Annotated in this window: 8 protein-coding genes; 3 read left to right on the plus strand and 5 right to left on the minus strand. The window is 65.7% G+C overall.

Annotation, left to right across the window (positions count from 1 at the left end; genetic code table 11):
- Positions 1-118: 118 nt before the first annotated feature.
- From NKF27_RS15250 to NKF27_RS15270, 5 genes are all read right to left on the minus strand, one after another.
- The gene (locus NKF27_RS15250) at positions 119-883 is read right to left on the minus strand and encodes an HpcH/HpaI aldolase/citrate lyase family protein (protein ID WP_253552926.1); all 765 of its coding nucleotides are present in this window, start codon (positions 881-883) and stop codon (positions 119-121) included.
- A complete protein-coding gene (locus NKF27_RS15255; protein ID WP_253552928.1) occupies positions 877-2,973 on the minus strand; it encodes an IucA/IucC family siderophore biosynthesis protein in 2,097 nt (698 codons plus the stop codon). The genes NKF27_RS15250 and NKF27_RS15255 overlap by 7 nt, the downstream gene beginning before the upstream one ends.
- Positions 2,974-2,981: 8 nt before the next feature.
- Positions 2,982-4,250 carry a type III PLP-dependent enzyme gene (locus NKF27_RS15260; protein WP_253552936.1) on the minus strand — a complete coding sequence of 423 codons (1,269 nt, stop codon included), beginning with the start codon at positions 4,248-4,250 and terminating at the stop codon, positions 2,982-2,984.
- A complete protein-coding gene (locus NKF27_RS15265) occupies positions 4,243-6,069 on the minus strand; it encodes an IucA/IucC family siderophore biosynthesis protein (protein WP_253552938.1) in 1,827 nt (608 codons plus the stop codon). Before NKF27_RS15265 ends, NKF27_RS15260 begins: the two co-directional genes overlap by 8 nt.
- A 372-nt stretch (positions 6,070-6,441) precedes the next feature.
- Positions 6,442-8,577, minus strand: a complete 2,136-nt coding sequence (locus NKF27_RS15270; protein WP_253552940.1) for a TonB-dependent receptor — start codon at positions 8,575-8,577, stop codon at positions 6,442-6,444.
- 545 nt (positions 8,578-9,122) lie between these two features.
- On the opposite strand from NKF27_RS15270, the gene NKF27_RS15275 reads away from it, so the two are divergent.
- The 3 genes from NKF27_RS15275 (at position 9,123) to fhuF (ending at position 11,949) form a co-directional block, all read left to right on the plus strand.
- Positions 9,123-9,992 carry an ABC transporter ATP-binding protein gene (locus NKF27_RS15275; protein ID WP_253552942.1) on the plus strand — a complete coding sequence of 290 codons (870 nt, stop codon included), beginning with the start codon at positions 9,123-9,125 and terminating at the stop codon, positions 9,990-9,992.
- The gene (locus tag NKF27_RS15280; protein ID WP_253552944.1) at positions 9,989-11,002 is read left to right on the plus strand and encodes a sucrase ferredoxin; all 1,014 of its coding nucleotides are present in this window, start codon (positions 9,989-9,991) and stop codon (positions 11,000-11,002) included. Before NKF27_RS15275 ends, NKF27_RS15280 begins: the two co-directional genes overlap by 4 nt.
- Positions 11,003-11,076: 74 nt before the next feature.
- Complete coding sequence (gene fhuF / locus NKF27_RS15285; protein ID WP_253552946.1) at positions 11,077-11,949, plus strand: siderophore-iron reductase FhuF; 873 nt, start codon at positions 11,077-11,079, stop codon at positions 11,947-11,949.
- Position 11,950 lies beyond the last annotated feature (1 nt).

The raw sequence follows: 11,950 nt of genomic DNA on the forward strand, positions 1-11,950 counted from the left end.
TGGGCTCTCCTTGCAACTGCAACGATCGGGGGCACCGACGAAGGCGCGACAGCAGGGTTCGGGGTTCGGGCAACAGGGGTTCGGGACCCAGGGGCACCGGAAGCAAGCGACAGGCACCTCATGCGCGTGCCTCCTTCAAGGCGCTCGTCAGGGCGCGAAAGGCGATGCCCCGCTCGTCGCCGAGCAGGAAGGTACGCACACCGCGCTCGCGCCACTCGGCCTTGGCGTCCGCATGGCGCAGAAAGGCGGCGTAGGGAAGGCCGTGGTCCGCCGCGCGCTGCTGCACACGGCAAAGCGCTTTTAGCACCTCGGGGTGGGCGGTCTGCCAGCTCACGCCCAGGGACTGGGACAGATCGGCGGCGCCCTCCAGCACCAGGTCGAGACCATCGACCGCGCACAGCTCGTCGATGCGTTCGACGCCGGCCCGGCTCTCGATCATGGCAACGACCAGGATCTCGTCGTTGGCCTTTTGAACGTATTCGGCCAGGGAGTGCTTGCCGAAGGCGCCGGGGCGCCCGGCGTTGAGGCTGCGCGTGCCCTGGGGCGCGTACTTGCAGGCACGCACCGCGGCGGCCAGTCGCTCGGGGTCTTCGACGCTCGGCAACACGATGCCCTGGGCGCCGCCGTCGAGCAGTCGCAGCAGGGTCTTGGGGTTGTCGTCGGCGACCCGCACCAGCGGCGTCAGGCCGTAGCTCTCGGCGGTGCGGATCATGTGCTCGACGGTTTCCGGGTTGATCAGCACGTGCTCGGTGTCGATCACCACGAAGTCGAAGCCGGCCTCGGCGATCAGCTCGATCGACGCCGCCGTGGGCAACGAGGCCAGCACGCCGTAGACCTCGCGCTGCTCGCTTAGCGCACGTTTCAGGCGATTGGTTCTCAGCATGGGGTGCGCTCCTGTGTCGCGGCTGGCGCCCCCGTGGTCACAGACGCAGGGCGCGCCACCGGCGCATGCACGGCCAGGGGATTGGGCACCCGCTTGATCTGAGGCACCTCGTCACCGAACAGCCGCCGGCGGGTCAGTGCTTCCACTTCCCACTCGGGGACGAAGACGTCGAACTGGCGATAGCGCTCGGCGTGCTCTGGATGGGCGTCCTGGTAGGCGGTGATGACCTCGGCGACCATGGCCCAGAAGGTGCCCTCGGTGAGTCCGAAGTGACGCTCGAGGAAGATCGCCATCTCGGCAAGGGCAATAAAGAAGAAGGCGTCGCAGGAGTAGTCGCGCACCGCCGCCAGGTCATCGGTAACGATAAAGGAGTTGCGGTTGCGCGCGGCGTGGGCCGCCGGTAACGGCTCCAGGCTGGGGGCCAGCTCGGGACGGGCCAGCGCCGAGGGACAGAAGCGCACCCCGTCGTGGAAGTCCTTGAGCGCGACTCGCACTGGCCAGCCATCACGATGGATCACCACGATATTCTGGCCGTGGGACTCAAGCCCTACCCCTTCGGCGAACAGCAGGTGGATGATCGGCAGTGTCGCCACCCTCACCAGCTGACGGGTCCAGGCGTCGCGCCCGTGGCGGGCGATCCAGTCGGTGATGAAGGGCTCTGCGGGCGCCCCGTCCGGGTCGCGCAGACACTGGCTCAAGCCGTTGAAGGGAACCGCCTGCTCGCCGGGGGCGAGAAAGCCGTCGATGTGCTCACGCCACAGCGCGCCGGCCTGGCCGTACACCTCGTCTTGGCGCAGGCCGCCAAAGGCGCGTTCGTCCAGGGCAACCCCGGCCACCTCGCCGAGGATCACGACGTTGGCCGCCCCGGCGCCACCGTCGCTCTCCAGAAGCTGCTTGAGCCAGGCGGTGATGATGGGCCCGTTGGTAATGGTATGGCGCGCCAGGATACGAGTGCTGGAGGTGTTGGTGATTCCCAGCGCCAGCTTGAGATAGGGCGTCGGGGACGCGCGCCGATCATGGTCCAGCGGCGCCAGGGTACGAATCGACTGCTGCGGCCGATAGCGGGTCTCGCCCTCGCCGAGCAGGACGATCTCGCCACTGGCAAGCTCCGGGTAGAGCGCGCTGACCAGCACGTTCTCCCACTGCCAGGGATGCACCGGCAGCAGCACCGCCTGCTCGCGCGAGAGGCCACGCTCGCCTAGCCACTCGGCCAGACGCTGCCTGGCCGGCGATCCCTCTTCACCCAGCTCGGCATCGGCCATGGCCGCGAACGTCGCCAGGGCGCCGAGACCAGGAACAGCCCCCTGATGCGCCAGCCGCGCCGGCAGCGCCAGCCATAGCACCCGCAGCGGCTGGCCGAACTCGGGACCGAAGCGACGGTTGTCGCCAAGCGTGAAACCGAGACGAGACTTGTAGCAGGGATGGTAGCTGTGGGCGTCGGTGAAGTACTGCTCCAGGGCGTCGGCGTCGAGCGTATGGGGCGCGCTCTTACCGGTGACGGGCGCTGCTGTCGAAGACTGCAGGTCCTTGATCAGGGTCTGCTTGAGCTCATTGATGAACCCCGGCTGCAGCCGCCCTTGAAGGTCTCCCTCGGCCCTGGCGCTCAGTGTGGACGACAGGTCGTCCAGAAACTCCGAAAGTGACGGCGACTGGGTCCGACCATCGTGTCCGGCCAGAGCCGGCGCCTTTGTCGGCGCCCGAGCCGACGCCTGTGTCGATGCAACAGCCAGACTCTGATGATCGAGGCGAATCAGCGAGAAGCTGTGGCACAGCCAGCCTCGCACCCGATAGTCGCGCACCCCCAGCGAGACGACGAAGGTGGTTTCACGCCCCTGCCCTTCACCCTCAGGCGGGGCCAGGTGCTCGCAGCGATACTCGAGCACGTCTTCGTACAGCAGGGTCTGCAGCAATTGGCCGATGACCCGCCGCTCGATGCGCGACCGATGACGCCAGTCGGCTGAACTGGCAAAGGGTACGGCAGCGGGAACAGCACCGGGAGCAACACAGGGGGCAACTCGAGGCGCGGCGACGTCTGCGACGGCGTCAGCGGACCCCGTCGCGGGCTCGGCAACGTAAGAAGGTGATGACATGAATAACCTCAGCGTGCGGTGTCGGGTGACGCCCTGTCGGCGCCAATGAAGATCTGCGGCGGCCTTGGGTGGCACAGGAAGTCGGCGTGGGAGATGTTGTAGCCGTAGGCCCCGGCCAGCGGCAGCACCAGAAGATCCCCCGGGGCGACGTCGCCAAGCAGTCGATCGCGCCCCAGCACGTCCTTGGGCGTACATAGCTGCCCCACCACCGTCCAGGGTCGCTTCTCGCCGGACGACGCTTCGCCGCGCTCCCCGCTCGGCAGGTGGATGACCGGGTGGTCGTGGCCCTGGGCCGCGGGCAGCCGGAACTGGTGGGTACCGCCACGACAGACGACGAAGCCCTGACCATGGCTGTGCTTGGTGTCCAGCACCTCGATGGCGTAGTAGCCACAGAAGGCACTAAGGAAACGGCCGATCTCGAAGCGCACCCGCGGGGCCTGAGCCATCGCCTTGAGTCGCGCGTCCAGATGGGCGCACAGCGCCTGCCAGTTGAACTGACGCTCGGGTTCGAACGGCGCCATGTAGTCGACGCCGATGCCACCCCCGACATTGAGCTGGGTGACCCTGGCGGGCGAGGCGGCAAGCGCTCGCCATTCGGGCCAGCGCGCCAGGTAGCCGTCCAGCAACGCCTGGTGGCGCGCCACGCTCGTCTGGTGGGACATGGCGTGGATATGAAAGCCGACCAGGGTGAGATGGCCAGCGGCGTCCACAGCTGCCACCGCCTCGCCAAGCCTGGCTTCGTCGATGCCGAAGGGGGTGGCGGTACCGGCCATGCGCAGACGACTCGACAGCGCCTCGGGCAGGGTCGGATTGATGCGGATCAGCACCGCCTGGTGGCGTCCCCTGGCCGCGGCGAGTCGCTCAAGCCGCGCGATCTCGCCAAGGCTCTCCACGTGAAAGGCCTCGATGCCCTCGTCCATGGCCAACGCCATCTCCGTGTCGAGTTTGCCCGGTCCCGACAGCACCCAGGGCAGCGTGCTCGTCGCCTCGCGCATGCGACCGATCTCGCCACCGGAGGACAGCTCGAAGCCGTCCACGATGGTCGCCAAGGTCCCGAGGACCGGCGCCTCGCTATTGGCCTTGATGGCGTAGAAAAGCTCGACACCGTCGGGCAGCGTGGCCTTGATCGAGCGCGCCCGGGCGGCGAGCGCATCCAGGTCGTAGACGAAGGCGGCGATGGGATCTTGCGCTTCGGCCTGGTGGCAACGTATCGCCTGCCGCACCGCTGGCGGCAGCCGCTGGGCCTCTTTCCGGCCCGAGGCAGCAACGCTAGCCATGGGCCACCTCCCGGCGCTCAGCCGCGAGCTGATGCCAGGGGTTGGGCAGCCACACATAGTCGGCGTGACGATCGGCCCGGGCCATCAGCCTGAGCTTGAGGTTGGTCTTGCACGGCAAGTCACCGCCAGCGAGCAGCACATCGAGCTCGGGCGTGGCCACCCCGAGCCGTTGCCTGACCCGCGAAAGCTCCTCCCCGGTGGCCGCCCACAGACACTCGGCCAGGGCCGGGCGGCGACAGCTCAACGCCAGGATCGCCTCGGCCAGGTGATTGACCAGCAGGCAGTAGGCGATGCGCTTCCAGCCCTTGTCGCGACTGTAGGTCATCGACTCGCGCACGCGCTCATCCAGCGTCTCGCCGGCGAGCCAGTCAAGGCCCTGATCCTCGGTCAGCTTGACGCCTTCGAAGTCGCGCAGCAGTACGCGACGGGGCCAGCCCTGGTCATGGATCAGTACACAGTTCTGCAGATGCGGCTCGACCACGATGCCATGACGGAAATAGAGCGCCAGCACCGGCTCGACCAGGGCGCCAAGATAGGCCTTGTACCAGTCGACGACCCTGTGTTCGGGCACATCGTCGGCGGGAGCGCCGCTACCAGCAGCGGATGCAGGCGAACTCGCGCGCGCCACCAGCGTTGGCGCCATCGGCTCAAGGTCGGTGTCACGCGCGAATACCGTCGCCGCCAGCAGGCAGCGCTCGGCGCCAAAACGCCGACAGAAGTTCTCGCGCAGGATGACCCCGGTCTGCTCACGGAACCAGCGGCGCTGGTCGTCGTCAGCATCCTGCGGGGCCCAGTGCAGGGTGGCGGGCTCCCGGGCCAGTTCGAGGGTCTCGAGCGCCGGGTCTTCACTGTCGATCAAGCGTCCCATGATGCGATCGATCACCAGGGTGCTCTCGAGCTCGTACCAGGCGTTCTTGCGCACGCAGTTGGTGATGCGCACATTGAGCGAGCCCTTGATGAACCAGGGATGCTCAGGCGCATACCAGGTACGCATCGAGGCAGTGGACAGCGCCAGCGGGCCGCTTCTGCCCAGGTCGCGGATGCAGCCGCCGTTGATCCGCGCGGCGACATCCGGCGCCTGGCGAAACAGCTCGGCCTGGACCGGGTGCATGGCCAGCACCACCCGCCCGGCCTCGGGCTCCGCGCTCTGGTCGGCGGCCTGGCTGAGCACCTCACCGGGCTCCAGGCCATTGCAGGCGATCCGTAGCCCTTGCGCCGGAAACGAGAACTGGTGCAAGCGGGTACCCTGACCAAACTCGGGGGAGCAGTCCCTGCCCTGCCCCTTCAAGCCTTGCGGCCACTGCCTGGCCTTGGGGGTGGGGTGATTGGGATGGCCGAACCACAGTCCCTGTTCGCTGGCGGCGTAGTCCTTGAGCGGGTCATGGGGGCGTCGCCGAGCGTCCTCGATGATGGAGGCCATCACCGCCTGGCTCTGCAGCACCTGGTCGCCGAACTCGGGGTTGGGGCTGGCCTCGCGCCAGGGGCCATCTTCCAGCAGGGCCGTTACCAGCTCGCCGGTATCGGCCAGCCGCCAGGCCTGATCGAGGCTGCGGCGCAGATACAGCGGCGACACAACCTGATGGCAGCCCATCGCCGAGTGGCGATCGACCAGCACGAACAGGGTCAACGAAGACGACCAGGCGACCTGCAATGGCAGGCCCTGGAGGCTCGTTGGCAGGCCACGCCGGTTGGCGGGCCAGTGGTGGCGCAACAGGTCGTGGGGGATCGCCACTTCCTTGATGATGCCGTTGAGCAGGGCATGCTGTGAGGCATGCCGAGCGATCTCGCCAGGGATGCGAGTAGATGGGGGGAATTGCATAGGCAACCTCCGCAAGGATTCCTTCCTTGTTTTGCTTCCCCGGACGTCGAATCATCGACGCCTTTCGTCAGGGGAAACCGCGCTTTCCTGGCTAGTCACTTGGCGAAGGGGTGTTGTTATGGCGTGGTTGTTATTGCGTACGTTGTTATGGCATACGATGTTATGAAGTCGTTGATCTGGAAACTGATTCTGGAGATGGTCTGAAAACAGCGTCAGACGTTGCCTGGTGTCATCGGAGCGGCACCACGGCCCGTCCGCGTGGACCGCCGCCGTCCTGGCGGCGGTCCGGGTCAGCCAAATAGCAGCGCTTTCCAGCAGCGGCGCTCTACAGCAGCGGCGCTTTCCAGTAGCAGTGCTTACGAACCGCGGCCTTTAGAAGTCGACGCTATACCCTACCGTCAGGGTACGACCACGACCGGCGAAGTAACGGTCGTCGTTCTCCAGCGCGCTCTGGGAGTAGTAGGTGATGTAGTCCTCGTCGAGCAGGTTGGAAACGCCGACATTCAGCTTGCCGGTAGGCAGTTGATAGCCCACCGCCGCGTCCACCAGCAGATAGCCGTCGAACTCCCTCCAGTCGTCATCGAAGGTCTCGTCAAAGGCGTAGTTGGCCTGGACGAAGGTGGACACCTTGTCGGTCCAGTTGGCGGACCAGCTACCGATCAGTCGATCCGGCGACACATCAAGGCCACCAAGTTCGGTGTCGAGATCGCCATCGTTATCGGTGTCCGAGAGTCCCGTCATGTGGGAATAGGCCAGGCGACCGGAGTGGCGCTCGGTAAAGGCATAGTCCACCGAGGCCTCGATACCGGTGATCTGGGTCTTCTCGCGATTCATGATAAAGACGCCGTCTTCTTCGGACAGTCGACTTCCGAAGTCGGAGGTGGACTCGTAGTAGCTCAGCTCTGCCGACAGGCGATCCCCTTCGAAGCGCACACCGGTCTCGACGTTCTCGGTGACAATCGGGCGCAAATTATCAAAGTCATCTACTGATTTCCCAGGGTCGTCAATGTCACGCAGGGCGCGACCAACATCAGGGATCGAGAAGCCTTCGGAGTAGTTGGCGAACAGGCTGACGCGATCGACCGGCTTCCACACCGCGCCGACGTTGTAGAGCGTCTCATCGAAGTCACGCGAGCCGCCCTCGACGTCGACGCCATTGTTGGCCCACACCGTCTGATAGTCGTCGATATCCAGCTCGGCGTACTCGTAGCGCACCCCGGCGGACAGCAGCAACGAGTCGATCGGCTGCAGTTCGGCCTGGAAGAATGGCGACAGGTCGGTATATTCGGCGGGCGGTGCATAGGTGCGGTTGCTCTGATACAGGTACTGCTCGGTCTCGTCGAACAGCGTATCGAAGCCACCGGTCAGCTTGAGCCGGTCATCCCACAGGTCGTCCTTGGTCAGCGAGACCTTGGTGCCGAACTTCTCGGTCTTGACCGAACTCTGGTCGTAGTAGGTGCCTACCGGCGCCAGCGCCGGATCCTGGTAGTTGCTGGAGTCGGTGGCGCCGAACAGCGCCTCGTAGTCCTGATAGTAGGCCTGGGCGCTAAGGTGCATGCCGGCCAGGTCGTAGTTCTCGTAGCTCAGCCCGGTGGTCCAGACCTCATTGAAGGGAGCGTCGCCCTCGGGCGTGCCACGCACGGAGGTGGTCGGAATGCCGGCGTCGCGATCGCCGGTCACGCTGACGTAGTCGTTGTGACCTTCGATGTCGTAGTGATTGAGGGTGAACTGGATGCGCTGGTCATCGTCGATCCAGTAGGCGATCTTGCCGAGCAGGTCATAGCTGCGCGAGTCCATCAGGTCGCCCTGGGTGTTGTCGACACCGACCGGGTCGTCCTTGGCGTCCAGGTACAGCCCCTGGTCCTCGTAGCTCAGACCAAACAGGTAGTCGACGTTGCCCTTGTTGCCGCTGAAGCCGTAGTCGGTCTTGTAGCTCAGGGTGTCCTCGTCCAGCTCGCTGGTCGGGGTGGTCATCTGCACGCCGAAGTGCTGATTGAAGGAACCCGGCTCCGGACGCTTGGTGATGATATTGATCACCCCGCCGGCTGCGCCGACGCCGTTGGTGGCGTTGGCGCCCTGGATCACCTCGATCTGCTCCACCTGGGAGAAGTCGATGGTGTGGGCCTCACGACCGGTCGGACGCAGCGGATTCGACTGGGGAATGCCGTCGATCAGAAACAGCGGTGTGCGGCCCCTCAGGGTCTCGCCGCTGCCGGTCATCTTCTGGCGGTTGGGCGAGTAGGACGGCAGCAGGTTGCTCAGGATCTGGGAGGAGTCGGTGGTCACGTCCAGCTGCTGGGCGATCTCCTCCTCGCTGATGATGCGCACGGTCTGCGGCGAATCTTCCGCGGTGGTATTGGTCCGCGAGGCGGTCACCACCATGGTCGGGGCCTGGTCGGCACGGGCGCCGTTCGAGGAAGAGGTATCGACGGAGGTCTGCGCCGCGACCTGCTGTGCGGCCACCAGGCCAAGCAGTGAAACGGTGGGCCAGAGAGCATGACGTTTCATGTCGTGCATCGTTCCTTTTGCTAAATCGAATGATCGCGCAAACGCTGACTCGAGGTCTGGCGAGTCCCTCACGCCAGGACGTTGCTCTCGGACGTCGTCCCTGCCCCGTGCTGCCGCTCCCGGCGAGCTGTGGCGATGCAATTCGCCACCTTCCCGAACGGCCGCACCTTACCGAAGCCTCGATGCCGCATTGCGTCGTTTATTGCCATCTCACATACAAATGAGAACGATTATCCTAATTAATCGCTTTCCCGCTGTCTACGAAATGCGAACCATTCGTTCGGCATAAGCTAACAACGCACTGTGCTAAAACGCCGCGCGCCATGCCGACAAACCGCGCCGATACGGGCTTGGCCGGATTGAAAATGAGAATTTTTTGTCATACCGTGCTGCTGCCACACACCCCAGGCGGGCCTTGCATGACCTCATCTCAGCCTTCTTTGCCGACCACACCCTCGTCCAGCGCGGCACCCCGACACCGGTCCGATGCATCGTCAGGCGTGTCGTCAGATGGATCGACCGCGGCGTCCGCGCTTGACCATCCATTGGCGGGGCATTCTCTCAAGGTCAGCTACGAGGAACGGCTGGTACTGGACGGGGTGGATATCGCGGTGGCGCCAGGCAAGCTGACGGTGCTGCTCGGTCCCAACGGCAGCGGCAAGTCGACCCTGCTGAAGACCCTGGCACGCACCTTGAAGCCCCAGGGCGGCCAGGTGCTGCTCGACGGTCAGGATATCCACCGTCGCTCCACCCGCGAGGTCGCCCAGCATCTGGGGCTGCTGCCCCAGGGGCCGACGGCACCGGAGGGGCTGAGCGTGCGACAGCTGGTGGCGATGGGACGCTTTCCCCACCAGCGCCTGTGGCAACGCGATGCCCGTGGCGACGCCGAGGTGGTCAAGCAGGCGATGGCCTACACCCGAGTCACCGAGTTCGCCGAGCGCCACGTCGACACCCTGTCCGGCGGACAGCGCCAGCGCTGCTGGATCGCCATGGTGCTGGCCCAGCAGACCGACCTGATCCTGCTCGATGAGCCCACCACCTTTCTTGACCTCAAGGTCCAGGTGGACCTGCTGGAGTTGCTCTCGGGTCTGGCCCACGACCAGGGGCGCACCCTGCTTTTGGTGCTGCACGACCTCAACCTGGCCGCCGCCTACGCCGACGAGCTGGTGATGCTGCGTGACGGCCGCATCCTCACCAGCGGCGCGCCGCGAGAGGTGTTCACCGCCGATAATCTGAAGCGCGTCTTCGACCTGGACGCCCACGTCATGATCGACCCTGAAAGCGGCAAGCCGCTGTGCGTACCTTTGCTGGGGCGCCGTGAATCACAGACGGCGCAGCAGGGACCAACCGCCGAGTCGCCGGTGCCGCACACTCAGGCAAGACATCCTTCGACAATGTCAGGGCCGAGGCCATGAACCACGTCTTCTGCACCGACCTGTCTCGCGAAGCCGGGGATCCGCTGCCCGGCAGCGGCGCCCACGCCGAGCGCAACCTCTTGATCAGCTGGCCCCGGGCCAGGTGGCAGCGCAACCTGCGCCACGCCAGCGACATGGCCCCCGATCTGGTGGCACAACTCGACGCCCTGGCCGCCAGCGGTCGCCGGGTCAATCTGATCCATCGTCGTGATCAACCTGCCGAGGTCCACGAGGTGATCCTGATGCCGGAGCGTCGGCGTCTCCAGCTCGACCGCAGTGCACTGCTGGCCTTTGTCGAGGCGCTGGCGGCAGGCGAGGATCTCGAGCGCTGGCCGTCCACACCACAGCACCACGACCTGGTGCTGTGCTGCACCCACGGCAAGAAGGACAAGTGCTGCGCGCGCTACGGCTATCGCAGCTACAAGGCGCTGGCCCGCGCCGTGGAGGAGCATCGCCTGCCCTTCGACGTGTGGGAGAGCAGCCACCTGGGCGGTTGCCGCTTCGCCGCGAGCATCATCCTGCTGTCACCGGTGCGCAAGTACGGGCGTATCGAGCCCGACCAGGCCCTGCCGATGCTGCAAGCCGAGGCGCAGGGGCAGCGCTTTCTGCCCGGCTATCGCGGAGCCTCCCATCTGACCCCGGCCCAGCAGTGCGCCGAGGTCGCCGCGCTCCAGTGGCTGGCCAGGGACTCGGCCCTGCCCTGCGTCGAACTGGCGCTGGTGGAGGACAACGCCCTGGACCCGCAAGAGATGCCCGGCCAGCACACATACAACGACAGCCACAACGCCCAGCAATACCGCCGACAGATCTGGCGCTGGCGCCAGCCCGGCGAGGGCGATGGCAGGGGCAATGTCGGGGAAGCGAGCGGTGAGCTGGTCGTCCATTGCCACACCCTCACGCTTGAACGGATCGACATGTGCTCGGATATCGAAAAGGGGCCCAGCCCCAGCCAGGTCTGGCGGGCCGCCAGCATTCAATCGATCGACGCCGGCTATCGGCAATATTCTTGATAACAATTCGCATTTAATTTATGGTGTCCACCGTTGGTCTTATGACCTCAAGCCTCCGGCCTGCAGGACACCCCATGACATCAGCGCTGCCTCGTCTGTATTGCGGTCCCCTGGAACACCTTGCCGTACCCACCGTCGCGGCCGAGCTACCCGACGACGCCATGCCTACCGAGCGTCTGCTCGAACCTGGCGTGCTGGACGAATTGCTCGAGCGCTTCGCCGCCCAGTACCAGGGCGATGACCTCAAGGCGGTGGCCTCGCTCTGGTCCAAGTGGCATTTCAGCGCGATGGCCGCCCATACCCTGGCCTCCAACCTGCTGCTGGAGCGCGACCTGCCGGTAGCGCTGGATCAGATGGGCCTGTATATCAGCGACAGCGGCCAGACGACTGGCATCGCCCTGCCCCACGAAGGCACCCCGCTGGGGTCACTCGACGCCTTCGAGCGCTTCGAACGCCTGCTGCAGGGGCATGTGGCACCGCTGGTCGACATGCTGGGCTGCGTCTCCGGGGCCTCCCCCAAGGTGTTCTGGAGCAACTTCGGCAACTACTTCGAGTACTTTGCCAGGGCCGCCGTGCACCACCCCATGGCCTCACCAGGGCTCGGCGACGAGGCACTGCGCCTGATCGACCACCGGGTCTACCCGGATGGCCGGCGCAATCCCCTGTTCATGCCGGTGCGCTACCTGCCCGACGAACACGGCGAGACCCAGCGCACCCGGCGGCTGTGCTGCCTGCGCTATCGGCTGGAGGACTTCGGCTGCTGCGGCAACTGCCCGCTGGATGATGCCGTCGTTGCCAAGGCGAGCAACACGACCAGCAGCAAGACCAGCAATACGACCAGCAACAAGACCAGGCAGACCAGGACCACAGCGATGCCCCAGAGCACCGGGGCAGTAGTGCAGACCTTCCCCTCCCGCGGCGAAGCCCGCCGCCTGGTCGCAAGCTGAA

Origin of the sequence: Halomonas sp. DN3, assembly GCF_024137905.1 — a bacterium.
Lineage (GTDB): Bacteria > Pseudomonadota > Gammaproteobacteria > Pseudomonadales > Halomonadaceae > Halomonas > Halomonas litopenaei.

Coding starts and splice junctions, on each gene's coding strand:
- NKF27_RS15250 (WP_253552926.1), bottom strand. CDS start 883: ATGCTGAGAACCAATCGCCTGAAACGTGCGCTAAGCGAGCAGCGCGAG.
- fhuF (WP_253552946.1), top strand. CDS start 11,077: ATGACATCAGCGCTGCCTCGTCTGTATTGCGGTCCCCTGGAACACCTT.
- NKF27_RS15265 (WP_253552938.1), bottom strand. CDS start 6,069: ATGCAATTCCCCCCATCTACTCGCATCCCTGGCGAGATCGCTCGGCAT.
- NKF27_RS15270 (WP_253552940.1), bottom strand. CDS start 8,577: ATGAAACGTCATGCTCTCTGGCCCACCGTTTCACTGCTTGGCCTGGTG.
- NKF27_RS15255 (WP_253552928.1), bottom strand. CDS start 2,973: ATGTCATCACCTTCTTACGTTGCCGAGCCCGCGACGGGGTCCGCTGAC.
- NKF27_RS15280 (WP_253552944.1), top strand. CDS start 9,989: ATGAACCACGTCTTCTGCACCGACCTGTCTCGCGAAGCCGGGGATCCG.
- NKF27_RS15260 (WP_253552936.1), bottom strand. CDS start 4,250: ATGGCTAGCGTTGCTGCCTCGGGCCGGAAAGAGGCCCAGCGGCTGCCG.